Below are 18,475 nucleotides of genomic sequence, written 5' to 3'. Positions count from 1 at the left end.
ATCATCAGACCGGTCCTAGCCGACGGATTATCTAATCTGTCGGCTTTCTTTACGATGTATTTTGCTCCCACATAGCTTTAAAATTTGAGTTCTACATTTTTCCCAATTATTTCGTATTCAAAATTTTCAATATAACTCATACTGTTCAGCAGGTTATCAAGTATTTGGTTTTGATATTCTCCCGAAAAATTCCATTTTACATTTTCCGCATTGATCAGGTTAAATTTCACACCATACCAATCTTCCAATGTCTCCACTACCTGAGAAAGGTTGGCATTTTCAAAAATTATTTTTCCTTCTTTCCATGCCAGCACTTTTTCCAGATCGAAATTTTTCACCACTAGATCGTTCACTATTTTATTCAATTGAAGTTCTTGGCCTGGAATCAGTTCCACTTGTTCCGCTTCAAGATTTCTGTCAACTCGGACCTTACCCGTCACCAAAGAAACCTTCAACAATGAGTTACTTTTTGTATTGATGTTAAAGGAAGTCCCCAATGCTGTGGTAACAATTCCATCTGACTCGACCCTGAAAGGCCGAAGAGAATCCTTTTTTACTTCAAAATACGCTTCACCTTTTAGCGACATATACCTTTCCGTTTCATTAAACTTCTCGGGAAATTCTAATTTACTTCCTGAATTCAGCCAAACCCTAGATCCATCCGGAAGCGTGATAGTCAACTTTTCTCCTGCTGAGGTTGATTTCTCAACCCAAAGGACCTTGTCTGATTCCAGCCCTTCAGAAGATGTGTTTTTATGAAGGTAATTTGGCAGATACATTGCCATAGCAATAATCAGGATGGCAGCTACTTTATAAATCTGACCGATTTGATTAAACCAATCGATCAAAGATTTTTTCTTTTGAGAATCTTTGGAACTCTCTTTTTCCTTTGTATTTGTTTCCTTTAAAATTTTGGCCAAGACTTCATCTTTGATTTCAACATTTGGAAGTATTTCTTCAAATTGAATTCCTTTCACTATTTCTCTTGCCGACTTAATATCTTCAACCCTTTCAGGATTGGCTTCCATCCAGTTTTTCCAATAGGTATCCAAATCCTTATCAGGATATCTGACCCAACGCACAAATTCAGGGTTGGTCAATAAGAATTCAACTTTATTCATTTGAGGCTTATTACTATATTATCAAAAGAAAAAAAAAGTCAAAATGACACCTTTATTTTTGAAAAAAAATTATTTATCTATCATAAGATATTGATTTTAAGGAAAATAAATTTTGAGAAAGTTTACCGTAACTGGGTATGTGAATCCTGGAAGCCTTACCGAACTGATGCCGAAAAGTGACATTAATTATCCCGAAAAGGATTGAATACTGTCAGGTTATTTATCCCTTTGGGGGTGGGGAGACAGTAATTTTACTGTAAAATCTCCTACACTCTTAATGTTAAAGCCTGTTTATTAACTACTGCTATTTTGAAATACAGACTTATTATTGAAGGCTTTTAAATCCAAATCTGCTTACTTCATCACCTGACGCAAAAACCCAAGGGCTTTATAAATCAAGTTTCTGGCGGATTTGATATTATCCAGTTTCATGATTTCCTGGATTTGCTGATAATTGAGACCTTCATAAAAAAAATAATAAATGACTTCTCTTTTTCTGGGACTCAGTAAAGCAATGGCTTTGTTGAGTTTTTCTTTTATCTCCTCGTTGATTTGCCTGTCGATTAAAAGCTTTTCATGTGAAAATGTAAAATCAAAAAAATAACTGTTATCAATGTCTTCTAAATTACTATACCACTTTCCTTCTTCCTTGATGATTGTTCTTTTGAGACATTTGAAAAGGTAAAATTTAATTGAATCTGTCGGACTAAGATTGCTACGGTGTTTTCTAAGTTCTATGAACATATCCTGAATGGCATCTTTGACCAGCTCTTCTTTTTTACAAATCCTCCAACCATACGCAAAAAGCATTTCAAAATAAGTCTCATAAATACGGATAAATGCCGATTCATTTCCATCCCTAAAGGAATCCCATAAAACAACATCCTCTTTTGGCACAGTTAAACTGCTGTTTTCCAAAGAATTTTCAGTTGTAAAAGTATTATTTTGGCGAGATAGCATTTTGGGTTTATAATCTTTTCTTAAAGTTAAAGCCATTTTTGGGAAATGTAAACTTAATTCCAATTAAAATATTGTTATCAAAAAGTTAAAAAAGTTAATCAAACTTGGATGTTCAAAAGCTGTTGTTAACTTTGTACATCTTATGAAAAGCTCAATCCTACATAGCTCAGTTTTTTGTGCCAAAACCACATTTGGCAATGTTTTTCATATCCATCATTCCTCGTAAGAGGAAAATTTTTAACATATCGCCCCGGATGGCTGTTGATATAATCATACCGCCTAATCATCCAAAATTCTTATTGGCATTTTGATACTAAACGTATATTGCACCCATGAATTCAATAATCCGTATTGCTGTCCAGAAAAGCGGCAGACTCAGCGACGACTCACTCAGCCTCATCAAAGAATGTGGTATCAAATTTTATAATGGTACAGGCAAACTCAAATCTACCTCCACCAATTTCCCCATTGAGTTCCTTTTCTTAAGAGATGACGATATACCAGGATATGTGTCCGATGGTGTGGCTGACTTGGGAATCGTTGGGGAAAATGAACTGGTTGAAAAGGACAGAGAAGTTGGAATACTCAAGAGATTGGGATTCTCCAAATGTCGCCTTTCCCTTGCCATTCCAAAAGGGGAACATTACGAAAATGTAAGTTATTTTGAAGGCAAAAGTCTAGCAACCTCTTATCCCAAAATACTAGGAGATTATCTCAGATCAAAAAATATCAATGCCGAAATCCATGAAATAAGTGGTTCTGTGGAGATAGCTCCAAGCATAGGCTTAGCCGAAGGGATATGTGATATTGTGAGTTCAGGCTCTACTCTGATGATGAACGGCTTGAAAGAGGTAGAAGAAATTTTCAAATCAGAAGCAGTACTGATCGCTAATAAATTCCTTTCTGAGGAAAAGTTAGCCATTGTGGATAAACTGCTTTTTCGAATCAATGCAGTTCAAAAAGGAAAAAGCAATAAGTACGTCCTATTAAATGCACCGAATGAATCACTTGAAAAAATCATTAGCTTGATTCCTGGAATGCGCAGTCCTACCATATTACCTTTGGCACAAGAAGGTTGGTCATCCGTCCATTCCGTCTTGAGCGAAGATCAGTTTTGGGAAAACATCGAAGAACTTCGAGCTGCTGGCGCTGAGGGGATTTTGGTGGTTCCGATTGAGAAAATGGTGATTTGAGATGTGAGACTTGAGATGGGTGACAGCATGACTGGTGTGAGGGGTTGTTACATTGTCCTATGACGGATGACCGATGTTGGTTTGGCTGAAACTTAGGAATCGTCATTCTGAACGAGCTTAGGAGAACCTTGAAATTGAATGTTAACACTTTAGCGAAGTGGAAGCATTCCCCGATGAATTTTGGGGAACCCCTCGGCACAACAAGGGAAAATAGACCAATTGAAAGTCCCCGGAGTGCCATCGGCACGGATGATATAGAACGGGCATTTGGTTCCTGAAATGAGAGAATATTGATAATTGAACTAAAATCAAACGTTGCTCTAGGGGAAAGGGCTAAAAAAATTGATAACCTGAGACTTAATACACAAGAAATAACCAAATAATCCGCCACGGCGGGCAAGCTTTTCCAACCATCAATGAATTTGAAATGAAAACCATATACAACCCCACAAAATCCGAATGGACAAAGGAATTAAAGAGACCTGTTCAGAAAACCAAGGAAATTGAAAAGATCGTCAAGCCGATCATGCAAAAGGTCAAAAGACTGGGCGACAAGGCATTGAAAAAATTTGCATTGGAGTATGACCATGTTCAAATTAAAACCCTATTGGTATCGATGGAAGAGATTTTTCATGCAAGGGAGACTGTCGATCCAAAACTAAAGGAAGCGATTCAGGTTGCAAAACAAAATATAGAGCAATTTCATGAAGCCCAAACAACCCCGGACCTAGAAATGGAAGTGATGGAAGGGGTCACCTGCATGAGGAGGTCTGTTCCAATCCAAAAAGTTGGTTTGTATATTCCCGGCGGCACAGCGCCACTTTTCTCCACAGTTTTGATGTTGGGCATTCCCGCTAATCTTGCAGGATGTGAAGAAATTGTCCTTTGTACACCTCCAGACAAAGAAGGGAATATTCACCCTGCAATTCTCTACACGGCAGATTTAATCGGAATTGATAAAATTGTAAAGGCCGGAGGGGCACAGGCAATTGCCGCCATGACCTATGGTACTGAATCCGTTCCCAAAGTGGATAAGATCTTTGGTCCAGGAAACCAATATGTGACTGCAGCGAAGCAATTGGCAGTTAAAAAAGGCGTTGCCATTGACATGCCTGCGGGTCCTTCGGAGGTATTGGTATATGCAGACCATACTGCTATACCGGCTTTTGTTGCAGCAGACTTACTTTCCCAAGCAGAACACGGAGTTGATTCACAGGTCATCCTTGTAGCTTCCTCTGAAAAAATTGCCAATAAAATCCTAGAGGAAATAGAAGTACAACTTCCCAAACTTCCAAGAAAGGATATGGCCAAAAAAGCACTTGAAAACTCTGTTGCAGTTATAATCGCCAAACAGGAAAAGGCGATCGACCTGATCAATGACTATGCGCCCGAACACCTCATCATTTGTGTTGAAAATGAAGATGAAGTGGTCCGTCAAATCAAAAATGCTGGATCAGTTTTCATAGGTAATTTCACACCCGAATCTGCTGGTGATTATGCTTCAGGTACCAACCATACCTTACCTACCTATGGTTATGCTAAAAACTACAGCGGGGTTTCTTTAGATAGTTTTGTCAAAAAGATTACTTATCAAAAAATCACGGAGAAGGGTATCAAAAAACTCGGCCCTATAGTAGAGCTCATGGCTGCCAATGAAATGTTGGATGCTCATAAGAATGCTGTCAGTATCCGCCTTAAATACCTAAAAGAGAAAAAATAATGTCTTTTTCATTAGAGAACTTATTGAGACCCCATATTTTGGGAATCAAACCTTATTCCTCTGCCCGCGACGAATATTCAGGAAAAGAAGGTGTATTTCTGGATGCCAACGAAAATCCTTACGGTTCATTGACCGGGGAGCCTTTTAACCGCTACCCCGATCCATATCAGTTGGAGATAAAGGAAAAGCTATCTTTTATCAAAGGTGTTCGACCTACTCAGATTTTCTTGGGCAATGGAAGTGATGAAGCCATAGATTTATTGATGCGGGCATTTTGCATTCCCGGAAAGGATAATATCATTTTGCTGCCACCAACTTATGGGATGTATGAGGTTTCGGCTTCTATCAATGACATTGCTGTAAAAAAAGTAAACCTTACAGCAGATTTTCAATTAAAACCAAAGGAAATCATAGAATCTGTAGATTCCTGTACCAAAATAATCTTTATCTGCTCACCCAACAATCCGAGTGGAAACAAAATGAAAAGGCAGGACATCCGAAGCATTATTGCAGGCTTTAATGGATTGGTGGTAGTAGATGAAGCCTATATTGATTTCAGTGACGAGCCAAGTTTTACCAACGAATTAAATGATTTCCCCAATTTATTGGTGATGCAGACTTTCTCTAAAGCTTGGGGAATGGCCAATTTAAGAATAGGAATGGCTTTCGCGTCTGAAGAAATCATCAGGATTCTTAACCTTATCAAACCACCTTACAACATATCAGGACTTACGCAACAAAAAGTACTTGAATCCTTAGAGCAAGCCAATAAAATTGAAGAATTGGTTCAGAAAGTCTTGAATGAAAAAGACCATTTATCAAAAGCATTGGAAAAACTTCCCTTTATCTCACATATTTACCCTTCCAATGCAAACTTCGTCTTGGTCAAAATGTCAGGAGCAAAAAAAGTATATGACCATCTGATCAATGATCTGATCATTGTAAGAGACAGGTCAAAAGTGGTTCTCTGCGATGACTGTTTACGGATTTCGGTAGGAACTGAGGAAGAAAATCAAAAGTTGATCGGGGAATTGGAAAAATATGTATCTCAGGTATTATGACTCTTAATTTTATTAATGCAGTTCTCTTTAGGCATGAAGACGGAAGACAGGAGACGGAAGACCGTGTCCTTTGATGTTTTTAAAACCTCGAAGGTCTCTAGAATAAATGAAAAAGTAAACTAGAACGTGACAAACTATGATTCTTGAAGAGAATGGATATCTAAATTTATTAAAATAAATAGCTGTAAACTCATAGAGATGCTTTACAATCAATCCTCGCAGACTTCGGTCTCCCGTCTTCCGTCCAAAAATAAAGTGAATGTCCTAATTGGCACCATTTCTGAATAATTAGATTAAAATCAAACAAACCTATAACCCATGAAAAAAGTACTTTTTATCGACCGCGACGGTACCATTATAGTAGAACCACCCAGTGATTTCCAGATTGATAGTCTTGAGGATCTTGAGTTTTTGCCTAAGGCAATATCCAATCTGCGCAAAATTGCGGAGGAAACAGATTATGAATTGGTGATGGTGACCAATCAGGATGGAATGGGTACCGATTCTTTTCCAGAGAATACTTTTTGGCCAGCCCATAATAAAATGATGCTGACCTTAGAAAATGAAGGCATTCATTTTTCCAAAGTTCATATCGATAGGTCATTTGAACATGAAAAGCTTCCTACACGAAAGCCCGGCATTGGCATGTTGACGGAATACCTGAACGGCGATTATGACTTGGCCAATTCTTATGTGATCGGTGACCGGAAAACTGATATTCAAATGGCCAAAAACCTGGGCTGCAAGTCCATATTTATAGGTGAACAAAACAAGGAGGCTACTTTTTGCACCAAAAACTGGGATGAAATCTATGAACACCTTAAAATGCCATCCCGAATTGGAGAAGTGTTTCGAAAAACCTCTGAAACCGAAATACATATCAGGGTTAATGTTGATGGTTCCGGAAAATGCGAAATCTTTACAGGATTACCTTTTTTTGACCACATGTTGGAACAATTGGGCAAGCATGGTGGAACTGACCTTTTGATCGAAGTCAAAGGGGACCTGCATATAGATGAACACCACACCATCGAAGATACTGCATTGGCTTTAGGGGAAGCGTATCTGAAAGCCCTTGGTGACAAAAAAGGTATTTACCGCTACGGTTTCCTTTTGCCTATGGATGATGTCTTGGCACAGGTTGCAATAGATTTTGGGGGTAGGCCTTGGATGGTCTGGGATGCAGAATTCAAAAGAGAAAAAATCGGGGATATGCCCACCGAAATGTTTTATCATTTCTTCAAATCATTTAGTGATACCGCCAAATGTAACTTGAACATCAAAGCCGAAGGCACCAATGAACACCACAAGATTGAAGCAATTTTCAAAGGGCTTGCAAGGGCAATAAAGATGGCTGTCAAAAGAGACTTGAATGCCTTGAATCAACTTCCGAGTACGAAGGGGGTGTTGTAGTGGGCAGAGGGCAATGTTCAGATTTTATATTAAAAGCATAGTAGATTATTTGTGTAAATTTAATTATTTTATTAGTTTTGGATGAATACAATTTATCATTATGCGCTTGGTTTTCTATTTGTGTCTACTTTTAATGCTGCCCTCCTGTTTTGGTAGTTTTTCGGAAGGTGAAATGTACTTCCATCAGGCAAAATATGAACAAGCAGTTTCTGAGTTTTCTAAAGCGTTATTTTTAAATGTCACTGATGTCAAATCGCTACATCTGCGAGCCCGATCTTATGAAGAGCTTGAAAAATATGAGGAAGCCTTGGAGGATTATAAGACCATTATTCGTTTTGAACCCAATTATGCCCAAGCTTATGCAGGCATTGGAAAGTTATATTGGAAACAGGAGGATTATAAAAATGCTGAAAAATACCTTTTATTGGCCGCCAATCAGGATGAGGAAGATTTTGAGATTATTTATCTTTTGGGTAGGGCCATGCTGATGAATAAAAATTACAAAAGTGCTGATGAGTTTTTACAGCTTGCCAAAGAAATGAGGCCAAAGGATTCCAAAGTGTATTTCTATCAGGGCATGGCAAGATCCCAAATAGGTGATATCTTAGGTGCCGCAGGTTCCTTTAATATGTGCCTTAACTTTGACCCGGACAACCTTCCTGCCAAATATAACAGGGGTCTAATCCGTTTGCTGATTGGATATTCTGAATGGGCCATGGAAGATTTTGATGATATTCTGAAAGTCAACCCCAATCATATTGAGGCACTTGCAAGAAGGGGGTACGCAAAACTTGAAATGGATGATAGATCAGGTTGCAAAGATCTTAAAGAGGCTGCTGAAAAGGGAAGTGTTTATGCTCAGATGCATATGGAGTACTGTGAGTAGGGTTGTTCAGTGAATGTCCGCAAATCTGACAATCATCAAATTGACCGTCATTATTAACTCAATAGATATTCGTTGATACCTTCCCTCCGGGCGGCGGGTTGGATATTGATAGATATTTATCATAAAATAAAGTTTAACATGGTTTTAATAGCTTCAGGCATAATTCCTGAAGTTTTTTAAAAAAAATATGTAAAGACTCAATGTGATCGTTGCCAGGAATACGTTTTCAATATTTCTAAACCCCCAACTTCTTTTTCACTGCTTCCCTGTAATTGTTTTTCGCGCTTTCGGATGTAAACAGGAATAGATAAGGCTCTATCAGTTCTAGTTCCATCAGATAGAAAACACCTTCAATCCAAATGCCATCTACCCTAGCGTAAAGTGTCTCACTAGCAAACTCATTCACGATTTTTTGAAGGTAATGAAGTTGATCTGACGAAGGATTTACTTGTTGGACCTGCCCACCAAAGTAATGCTGTACCCTGAACTCTCCTGTTTTGGCACTTTTTAATACAGCATGTGAAAACTGTCCATTAAAATATAAATAAGAATACTCCCCTACCGATGCAATCTCTTCTATGAACGGTTGCACCATATAATCCTCAGATTCCAGAAAAGAATCAATGGTAGATTTCTGAATTCTCCAATTATTTTTATCGAGTTTCAAAGTGTTTTTTGACCCGCCACTTACCGTAGGCTTGATCACCAAATGATCTGTGTCGAATTTTTGGAAACAAATTTCCAAATCAGGTTCATTTCCTTTTTCAAGAAAAAATGTAGGCACAATTTGAAATCCTTTTTTCTGAACATCCAAAAGGTATTTTTTGTCTGAGTTCCACAAAATGGTATCCATGTTATTGAAAATCTTCAATCCCAGACTTCTGACATAATTACACCAAATCAAAAATTCGGGATACCTATCAAAATAATCCCAAGGAGACTTGATCAACAAGTGAGTGAATTGTGTCCAATCCACTTGAGGATCAGACCAGATTTCCAATTTGTAATCCAAGTCTAAATTCTTTAAAATATTTCCCAATACTAAATTTTCATCTTCCTCATTATAATCAGGATAGCTTCCTTTAGAATCATAGGTAACTATGGCTACTTTCATCATTTTGTTATTCTCATTTTCAAACAATTATATATCAATTTTTGCATTTAATGGCAACAAATCAAAAATTACATGCTATTAATCATATTTTTGGGTTTTGGTTTTTATGAGAAAAGATAAATTGGTCATCATCCCTACCTACAATGAACTGGAAAACATCCGGGACATTGCATTGGCTATCATGGCTTTGGAGGGTGATTTTGAATTGTTGGTGATAGATGACAATTCTCCCGACGGAACTGCTGAGGAAGTAAAAAAACTTCAACATGAATTCCCCGAAAGAATTCACCTGCTGCAAAGACCAGGAAAGCTTGGTCTTGGAACAGCCTATTTGGAAGGATTTCAATATGCCCTGATGTGCGGCTATCAATATGTTTTTGAAATGGATGCTGATTTTTCCCACAATCCACATGACTTGATCAGATTACACAAAACTGCTGCTGAGGAAGGTTATGATTTGGTGATAGGCTCAAGATATGTTACAGGGGTAAATGTGGTCAATTGGCCAATGGGAAGGGTTTTGCTATCCTTCTTTGCGAGCAAGTATGTTCAGTTCATTACAGGAATGCCATTTAAGGATGCCACTGCCGGATTCAAATGTTATCGAAGAAATGTGTTGGAAACCATCAAACTGGATAAGATCAAATTCATCGGTTACGCTTTTCAGATCGAAATGAAATTCACGACATGGAAGCTTGGTTTCAAGATCAAAGAGATTCCTATCATTTTTACAGATCGAACCAAAGGAACCTCAAAAATGAACACAAGAATCTTCAGGGAAGCTGTAATTGGGGTGTTTCAAATGAAAGTGATGAGTTGGTTTAAATCTTACAAACCTAATCAAAACGTATCGCTTTGATGGGTTGAATATTACTGATCAGCATAGCAGGTATAAACAGAACCAAGGTAGTTACCAGTAATACAGAAATATTGAGAATCAAAAATACAGGCCAATTCCAGGATATTGGGACAAAGGACATATAATAGCTTTCGGGGTCAAGAGAAATAAACCGGAATTTTTGTTGTAACAGACCGAAACCCAATCCAATGGCATTCCCAAAAAGTAAACCCCTGCCAATTATCCGCACACCATTCCAGACAAAAATTTTTCTTATCTGTTTGTTTTTTGCTCCAAGTGCCTTTAATACCCCAATCATTTGAGTCCTTTCCATGATCAGGATAAATAAGATGGAAACCATATTAAATGCTGCCACAAAAAGGATCAAACCTAAAAAGATATAAACATTATTATTGAGCAAAATCAACCAATCGAAGATTTCAATGTATTTGTCCGTCACTTTGATCAGCTTAAGATCATAATCCAAAGATTCATAGATCGGGTCACTGAACTCCTCCATCTTTGAAGGATTATGTACAAAGATTTCAAAACCTCCTACTTGATCATCCGTCCAATCGTTTAGATTTCTGATGGTTTGAATGTCTCCAAGAATGATTTTATCATCAAAATTTTCAAGAAATGTTTCATATAATCCGACAATCTCAAACCGCCTGAAGCGTGGAGGTTCCTGCACAAAATACATGGTAATCCTTTCCCCAACATCCAACAATAGTTTGTCAGCAATCTTTTTGCTCAACACTATTTCATTACTGGCACTCGAATCTGAAAACTGAATAAAGCGGCCCTTGATGATTGAATCCTTGAATCTAAGTGTATCAAAATCCGGCCCCACTCCTTTCATCAAGACACCTTCTACCTCTTCATCTCCCTTTAATAATCCAGGTTTGTGCGCATAGACCTGTACATGCCTGATCAGCTCATTTTGGGTGTAGGTAGTGTAAAAGTCAGATAATTTGGAGGTAGGAGACTCCTCAAAAGCATTTCCTGACATAAACTTCTGCACTTGAAAATGCCCCGTGAAAGAAAAAACTTTGTCCGAAATTTCATTTTGAAACCCACCCAATATCATAAATGAAATAATCGATATTGCTATGCCAATGGCGACTGAAGCGACCGCTATGCGGTGAATGGTACCTGTAAACCCACCTGTTCGCTTAAAACTGATTCTTTTGGCAATAAAATAGGAAAGGTTCAATGAAGTTTGATTATTTTGGTGGAAATCTAGCGCAAATTAATATGAAGTCATTGAAATGTATCATTCTTGTTCTTTTTTTAATACAGACTACAGCATTTTGCAAAAACCCTGACAAAGCAGTTTTTGCCGAGAATGAGGTGATCCAAGCCCAGATATTACCCGCAGCAGATCAACCTGAGGTATATCTGCCAATATTGGAAGGAAAAAGAGTAGGACTGATTGTCAATCAGACTTCAATCCTGACCACTAAAAATAATATGCATTTGGTAGATTACCTGATGATGGAAGGGGTGAATGTAGTCAAAGTTTTTGTGCCTGAGCATGGCTTTCGTGGAGATGCCGATGCTGGTGAAGTAGTTAATTCTGAAATCGACAAAAGTACAGGCTTGCCCATCGTATCCTTGTATGGGGACAATAAAAAACCTTCTGCCCCCACCCTATCTGATGTGGATATTCTCATTTATGATCTTCAAGATGTCGGAGTTAGGTTTTACACCTACATCAGTACCATGCATTATGTCATGGAAAGTGCGGCAGAAAACAAAAAGCCGCTTTTGATTTTTGACAGGCCCAATCCCAATGGGAATTATGTGGATGGCCCGGTTCTGAAAAAAGGCTTTGAAAGCTTTGTAGGCATGCATCCTATTCCAGTAGTCCATGGATTGACTGTAGGTGAATTGGCTCAAATGATCAACGGTGAAGGTTGGTTAAAAGGAAAGGTTAAAAGCAACATCCAGATTATTCCTGTGAAAAACTGGAATCATTCCATACCCTACGGGCTTCAGGTAAAGCCATCTCCCAATTTACCCAATGACACCGCCATCAGACTTTATCCTTCACTTTGTTACTTTGAAGGTACTGATGTGTCATTGGGCCGAGGGACCTATTTTCCCTTTCAGGTCTATGGCTATCCTGATCCTAAATTCGGGGATTTTACTTTTATGCCTGTCAGCATCGATGGTATGTCAAAAAATCCACCCCAAAAAGATAAAAAATGCTACGGAAAGGATTTAAGAAACGAACCTTTGGACCATCAATTCACCCTCAAATATCTTTTGGAGGCATATCATATTTCAGATAAGAAGGAAAAATTCTTCAATAACTTTTTTGACAAGCTTGCCGGAAATGATCAGCTTAGAAAAGACATTTTAGCTGGTAAAACTGAATCAGAAATAAGAGATTCGTGGCATAATGATCTTGAAATCTATAAAGAAATGAGGGAAAAATACCTCCTGTATTGATTCAAGATCAGACAAGTCAACCTAATTGATATCAGTAATTTAGCGCGTTTTAGATTGTTGGCTTTTTTTGAATAAACAAATGGAAGACCACATCTGTAGCTTGAAGGAGTTAGTTGATAAATTACTGATTTTTAATAAATTAACTACAAATCCAATTGTTGATATATAGGGTATTTTAATTGATAATTCTGATTATTAGGCTTACTTTTAAATATCATTTAAAAATCAATTTTTAATTTAAATCAAAACACTATGAAAACCAGATTGAAGCTCTTTTATTTTATTTCTGCAATATCAATAGTTTCTCTATTAGCATCCTGCGGAAGTGACGATGATGATTTGCCAAATAATTCCTCCCCTATTGTAGGGACTTGGACATATAGTGACTCAGAACTTACTTTCCTAGTTGACAATCAGGGTATTGCTGCGTTCTTGATAGCCAATGGTGAAGATCCAATAGAAGCTGCAGCTTTAGAAAGTTTGATAGAAAGTATCTTTGAAGATTCACTAGACCTTCAGGGTTCGTCTTTTGTTTTCAACGCAGACGGAACCTATTCTGTACGTGAAAACGGAGCAGTACAGGAATCAGGTACCTATCAGCTTAATAGCAACAACACCAAATTAACGATCACTTCAAGCGAGGGTCCTCAGGAATTTGATGTGGAAGAATTAACTAATAATAAGCTGAGCCTTTCATTTTCAGAAGAGGAAATGGAAGATTTTAATGACGATGGAACTTTAAATACGGTTTTCATTAAAATCTTAATTGATTTTGTAAAATAATTTGACCCCTCTCAAAATAAATAAAAGACCCAATGGTATCAACCTTGGGCTTTTTTTTATTTGTGAGTGTTTCCATTCAAAACAGAGCCCTAAAAATGGGCGTTACAAGACTCTACATCACGAAGCTACAAGCTATTGATAAGGTTCCTCTCGCATCTCGGTTCTTGTCTCTTGGTTCTTGTCTCTAAACCCATCCTTTCTCCTTCATCCTTTTCTCACCTCACCTCCGCAAAATACTCCCTATCAAATATCCTCGAATAAATAAATGAAGGAGTCTCTTCCCTGTAGGGCAATAAATCTCTGAATACCTCCTGCTGCGTAGCATGGGCTTCAATCATTTTGACCAAGGTTTCAAAATAAGGAGTTGTCTTCACAGCAAAGTCTGGAACAGGTAAGCCGGGACCTTCTTTGGGATAATTCCTTTGGAATCCCGGAGCAATTTTCAAAGCTATCTGAATCTGTTTAGGAGATAAGGTCAATTGGAAAAGTTTCTTTACTGGAAACCTCTCTCTTTCTCCATTTTCCAGGAAAACTTCTTCCATTGCTTTGGAAGTCATGACATGGTCAGGATGGCCATATAACCCGACTTTATTGTCATAACTGATGATATAATCCGGCTGATGTTTTTCAATCATTTCAATGGCAACCTGCTTTAAGGTATCAAGAGGTATTTCTATTAAGCCGCTGTCAGGAAAATCAAAGAGTTCCAGTTTGGCATCTAAAATTGAAGCCACTTCCTGCAATTCCTTTGCTCTTGTTTCCCCTAAAACTTCTTTTTCTACCAACCCTCCTGTAGGTCCCGCCTCACCTTTGGTCAGACAGACAAGTATAATCTTGTGACCAGCTTCTTTTAAAGAAAGTAAAGTTCCTCCTACAGCAATTTCATCATCGGGATGGGAGAAAAAGGTCATGATGGTTTGGGGAGAAGTCTCTTCTATCAATTGGTTTTTGACAGGAATCTCTGAATTATGAAGCATAAACCTACCCCACAGCATCAAAAATGCCAATAAAAAAATTACCGCTAAAACAACAACCAAAATAACTATCGCAACCTGCTTCATCAATGATCTTTCAGAGTTGATAGATAACTCACAAGATCACGGATTTCCCTTCTGCTCAATATTGCTTTCATATCAGGCATACTCGATGCAGCGTCCTTTCGCGCTACTACATTGGTTTTTTGAATCAAGGTATCAGGTTTGGATCCTTGTTGCAACAACAAATCCTTTTGAGATTCTTTACCCAATATACCACTGATTTTTTGCCCATTGTCCAAGTCCAAGGTTACTATACCATAACCTGGGGCGATGCGCTTGCTGGGATCAATCAGTGATTCCAACAATTCTTGTTTGCTGAGTTTGGAAGCTATTCCATCCATCGCGGGACCTACATTTCCGCCCATGTCATCAATGGCATGGCAACGCATACATTGACCAGTTTGAGATTGCAAAAACAAACTCTTCCCTTTTACAGGGTCACCACCATTCAGACTGCTTTGATAAGAGGCCAATTGATTGCCTTCCCAAAATGAAGCCTCACTTTTGGCGTATTTATCCTTCAGTCCGGGATCATTGATATTTTCGATAGCTTCTGATAATTCCAACAAAACATCTGTTTGGATATTTTTATTGTCCATTTTGGCAATCAATACATCAAAGCTTTCTTTGGTTGCTGAATAAGGCAATTTGCCCAATGCCACTATCGCAGCCTGTTTTTCCTCGGTAGTCTGTTTTTCAATTACCTCAGTCAATAATTTAACTTTGAGCTGTACATCAAGATCCAATTGCTCCAACAAGGTAAGGCCTGCGATCCTGACTGATTTTTCCCTATCTGCTAATGCTACTTCAATTCCCTGGGCCGTATTCCCTGCATTCATTTTGGCTAATGCCTGAATGGCTGCAATGCGAACTTTACTGGATTTATCCTGTTTTACCGACGCTAATAATGCTTCTGATCCACTTTCAATACCAAGTTTTCCCAAGGCATTGGCGGTACTTTCACGAAGGGACTCTTCTTGTCCTGCAAGGATGGTCACCAACGGTTTGAATGCTTTTTCCCTGATCAAATCGGGCTCTCTTGTTATTTCTCCTCTATACCTTCCATCAACCCTATCCAAGACAGAAGGCTTGGTCCAGGTGGAAAGTGCGTCAATGGCCTCTTTTCTCATTGAGATTGGAGCAGAAGGGTTTGACATATAAATGATCAGATTTTGCATGGACTTCTCAGTGCCTACCCTGAGGTTAGCATTGATTGCCCTCCTGATCAAGGCTTCATTGGTGAATTTTGTGGTAGTCAATAAATCTCCCAAAGCAGGTAAGGCTGATTCTATGGAAAAATCATCATTGATTGCCCGGGCGACTTCAGTCAAAATATATTCATCACTTTCCGATAGAAACTTCTCAATTCCTGCATCCTGCATCCTTCTCAAAGACAAGACCGCACCAAGCCGGACCGCCTTACTGTAGTGATTTGAAAGGCCAATTAAAGGTTCTGGGTTATTGAATCTTGCCAAAGCCAAAGTGACCGCATGTCTGATATATGCATCCTCATCATTGTTTCTTTCTAACAGTGCTAACAATGAAGGGGTAGCTGGTTCGTATCCGATTCTTCCAATGGCTTCTGCCGCAAAAAAATTGACACGCGGATGTTCATCTACTAACAAAGCCAATAAATTTGGTCCGACATCCTGATATTTGATATCGCCCAACCACTTTGCCGCTTGTGCTCTGATTTCAGGATCTTGATCTTTCAGATAAGGTAAAATTGCTTTAGCATATTTCATATCCACCATTCTTGCCAATTGACTTGTGCCCACAATGGCATGGATTCTGGCCATTTGGTTTTGCTCTTGCTTCATTACTGATTCAAAAACTGCCGCGCCCTTTTCCCCTCTTTTGGCCAGTTCAAACTGGGCTTTTCTCCGCACCCTTAAATCCTCATAAAAAAGTTGTTTTTCCAAATCAGCTTCGGATAATTTTTTCAAGTCGAGACCAAGAAGTCTTTTTGTTTCAATTCTCACTGTGGAATTTTTTTCGGATTCATCATCCAATTTCCACACCCTACCATAGTTTTTGGTGCCCCAACCGTTGATCCAATCCGAAAGGTAGAGTGAACCCTCAGGTCCAAAATCCAATCCTGTCGGCAAAACACCGCCAAGTACTTTTTCAGTCTTGTCCAATTCAAAGGTTGCTCCCTTTGGCTTCAGGGTAAAGGCATGGATTCCAGACCCAGCTGGTGTTCCCACAAATTCAACCACAAAAAAGTGGTTTCTCCATTTCGGGCTTAAAGCTGTACCAGGATTATAGACCATTCCTGTTGGTCCATTCACATAATTAATAATGGGTGGGGTAATGTAAGCAGCCTGTCCATCATGTCTTGGTTTGTACATGTTCTCGTCCATCCAGACCTTGTAGGTATTGTTATTGGGATCACGGTATTTGCCAAATTGCCAGTTGATCCTCCATCCTGTATCTGAACCGTTGACGAGATAGACCAACCTTTCACTTTCGCCTCTGTGGTCTCCGTCGTTATCTACTGAAATCAAGTTATTGTATTCATCCCAGGTAAATTCATGGGTATTTCTGACTCCCATGGCAAATACTTCAAAATCGGATCCGTCAGGGTTTGATCGGACTACTACACCTCTATTAGGATATTTCCATTCTTTGCCTTCTTTGTCGGTCCCGTTGAAGCCTATATCTCCAATCCCCCAATAAATCCTTCCATCCGGGCCGACTTTTGCTCCGGACATCCCATGAGCACCAAATCCTATATGGATCGCAAAACCATGAGCAAGGGATTCTTTTTCATCCATCAGCCCATCTCCGTTTGTATCTTTCAGTCTCCACATATCTGGACCTACGCCTACAAACAGGTCTCCCTCATGCATCAATACTGCACCGGCTACGTCAGTCACCTCTTCATGGAAGTCTTCTACCATCACCTGAGAAAAATCAGCTAGCCCATCACCATCGGTATCCTTAACTCTATAAATCTGTTCTTTTTGGACCAACATATCCCTCCAATCATGCGAACCATCGCCATTGAGATCTTTCAGCCAAGTATTGAATTCAGATCTTTCAGGAGATAATTCTTTTCTGAGGAAAGCTCTTTTGTCTTCGACAGACTGCAATTTGATGGATTCTATTTCCCAATCCTGATGTCCTCTGATGTCAAATTCAGAATCTCTTTGACGATTGGTCCTTGAATAATAAAGCGTACCCTCATCATCCACCTGAATAGAAATGGGGTCAAAAATCAGGGAATCCACCGCCCATAAGGAAAGGCTAAGGCCTTCTGCCAATTTGGGGCTGACCATAGATTCAATGGTGGAAGCTAGTTGTTTGACTTCTTCCTGTTCCATCTGCTTGATACGAAGGTCCACAGGTGTTTTTTCGGCACATGAAAACCCAAATGAAATCAGTAACAGAATTGCAATGGATTGATTGGGGATACGGGTGAATACTTTCATAAAGCGGTTGTAGGTTATTAGGTTTTTTCAATTGGCTCTAAATATACCAAAAAACCTAAAAGGAAAGATAAGGTAATTGGGACAATGGTGGATTGGGGATTTGGGGAGGTGATTTAGGAGTCAATGTGGAGGGGAAAAGCCAAGAGGAATTTGGAGGGTTGAGTAGAATTCAATCCTGGCTACCGGCAGGCAGTCCGTGCTAAGGTGTGTTGGGGTTGAAAGGATAATTCAACCCCTGTCGGGGTTGGTGGGGGTAATAACCGTACTGCCTCCCCACCCCCGGATTATCATCCCGGGTAAATAACCTTGCTGTATTAAACCCCTGTAGGGTTGGGTGCGGTGATGACTAGAAGACCATTTACCCCTACATCTCAAGCTATCAGGATCATCGGGGAAGTAAATAACTTAGAGGTATTTAACCCTTGCGGGGTTTTGGGTTTTTATTTATAGTCATTTCT

14 protein-coding genes are annotated in these 18,475 nt (G+C 39.0%); 8 read left to right on the top strand and 6 right to left on the bottom strand.

Translation table 11 applies throughout. The features are described 5' to 3' along the window. Positions 1-77 precede the first annotated feature (77 nt). Together HMJ38_RS08775 and HMJ38_RS08770 are read right to left on the bottom strand one after the other, a co-directional pair. Complete coding sequence (locus HMJ38_RS08775; protein WP_194974007.1) at positions 78-1,121, bottom strand: FecR family protein; 1,044 nt, start codon at positions 1,119-1,121, stop codon at positions 78-80. A gap of 354 nt (positions 1,122-1,475) precedes the next feature. After that, complete coding sequence (locus HMJ38_RS08770) at positions 1,476-2,117, bottom strand: RNA polymerase sigma factor (protein ID WP_228779968.1); 642 nt, start codon at positions 2,115-2,117, stop codon at positions 1,476-1,478. Positions 2,118-2,413: 296 nt separating this feature from the next. On the opposite strand from HMJ38_RS08770, the gene hisG reads away from it, so the two are divergent. From hisG to HMJ38_RS08745, 5 genes are all read left to right on the top strand, one after another. Further along, entirely contained in the window at positions 2,414-3,274 is an 861-nt protein-coding gene (gene hisG / locus HMJ38_RS08765) for an ATP phosphoribosyltransferase (RefSeq protein WP_194974006.1), read from the top strand. A 427-nt stretch (positions 3,275-3,701) separates the two neighbouring features. After that, positions 3,702-4,994 (top strand): histidinol dehydrogenase, encoded by a 1,293-nt coding sequence (hisD, locus tag HMJ38_RS08760; RefSeq protein ID WP_194974005.1) that lies wholly within the window; start codon positions 3,702-3,704, stop codon positions 4,992-4,994. After that, positions 4,994-6,055, top strand: coding sequence for a histidinol-phosphate transaminase (hisC, locus tag HMJ38_RS08755; protein ID WP_194974004.1), 1,062 nt, complete (start codon positions 4,994-4,996; stop codon positions 6,053-6,055). The genes hisD and hisC overlap by 1 nt, the downstream gene beginning before the upstream one ends. A 318-nt stretch (positions 6,056-6,373) precedes the next feature. Further along, on the top strand, positions 6,374-7,468 hold the full coding sequence (hisB, locus tag HMJ38_RS08750) for a bifunctional histidinol-phosphatase/imidazoleglycerol-phosphate dehydratase HisB (protein ID WP_194974003.1): 1,095 nt from the start codon (positions 6,374-6,376) through the stop codon (positions 7,466-7,468). A gap of 133 nt (positions 7,469-7,601) precedes the next feature. Continuing rightward, complete coding sequence (locus tag HMJ38_RS08745; RefSeq protein ID WP_228779967.1) at positions 7,602-8,354, top strand: tetratricopeptide repeat protein; 753 nt, start codon at positions 7,602-7,604, stop codon at positions 8,352-8,354. A gap of 235 nt (positions 8,355-8,589) precedes the next feature. On the opposite strand, the gene HMJ38_RS08740 is transcribed toward HMJ38_RS08745, so the two are convergent. Next, the gene (locus tag HMJ38_RS08740; RefSeq protein ID WP_228779966.1) at positions 8,590-9,471 is read right to left on the bottom strand and encodes an ATP-grasp domain-containing protein; all 882 of its coding nucleotides are present in this window, start codon (positions 9,469-9,471) and stop codon (positions 8,590-8,592) included. A 103-nt stretch (positions 9,472-9,574) separates the two neighbouring features. Between HMJ38_RS08740 and HMJ38_RS08735 the strand changes: the two genes are divergently transcribed. Then, positions 9,575-10,327 (top strand): polyprenol monophosphomannose synthase, encoded by a 753-nt coding sequence (locus HMJ38_RS08735; protein WP_194974001.1) that lies wholly within the window; start codon positions 9,575-9,577, stop codon positions 10,325-10,327. On the opposite strand, the gene HMJ38_RS08730 is transcribed toward HMJ38_RS08735, so the two are convergent. After that, positions 10,305-11,522: an ABC transporter permease gene (locus tag HMJ38_RS08730; protein ID WP_194974000.1), complete on the bottom strand. Its 1,218-nt coding sequence runs from the start codon at positions 11,520-11,522 to the stop codon at positions 10,305-10,307. The two genes, HMJ38_RS08735 and HMJ38_RS08730, sit on opposite strands and share 23 nt — an antisense overlap. A gap of 41 nt (positions 11,523-11,563) precedes the next feature. Here HMJ38_RS08730 and HMJ38_RS08725 point away from each other — a divergent pair, with 41 nt between their 5' ends. Both HMJ38_RS08725 and HMJ38_RS08720 read left to right on the top strand, forming a co-directional pair. Continuing rightward, a complete protein-coding gene (locus HMJ38_RS08725; protein WP_194973999.1) occupies positions 11,564-12,763 on the top strand; it encodes an exo-beta-N-acetylmuramidase NamZ family protein in 1,200 nt (399 codons plus the stop codon). Positions 12,764-13,015: 252 nt separating this feature from the next. Beyond that, on the top strand, positions 13,016-13,546 hold the full coding sequence (locus HMJ38_RS08720) for a lipocalin-like domain-containing protein (protein WP_194973998.1): 531 nt from the start codon (positions 13,016-13,018) through the stop codon (positions 13,544-13,546). Between the two features lie 215 nt (positions 13,547-13,761). Here HMJ38_RS08720 and HMJ38_RS08715 read toward each other — a convergent pair whose 3' ends face one another. Both HMJ38_RS08715 and HMJ38_RS08710 read right to left on the bottom strand, forming a co-directional pair. Continuing rightward, on the bottom strand, positions 13,762-14,607 hold the full coding sequence (locus HMJ38_RS08715; RefSeq protein WP_194973997.1) for a PIG-L deacetylase family protein: 846 nt from the start codon (positions 14,605-14,607) through the stop codon (positions 13,762-13,764). Continuing rightward, positions 14,607-18,017, bottom strand: a complete 3,411-nt coding sequence (locus HMJ38_RS08710) for a HEAT repeat domain-containing protein (RefSeq protein WP_194973996.1) — start codon at positions 18,015-18,017, stop codon at positions 14,607-14,609. Before HMJ38_RS08710 ends, HMJ38_RS08715 begins: the two co-directional genes overlap by 1 nt. Between the last annotated feature and the right edge of the window lie 458 nt (positions 18,018-18,475).

It is taken from the genome of Aquiflexum lacus, assembly GCF_015476655.1.
In the GTDB taxonomy this organism is placed as follows: Bacteria; Bacteroidota; Bacteroidia; order Cytophagales; family Cyclobacteriaceae; genus Aquiflexum; species Aquiflexum lacus.
The sequence above is the reverse complement of the archived record's forward strand: the minus strand, read 5'-3'. Positions and strand labels throughout refer to the sequence as shown.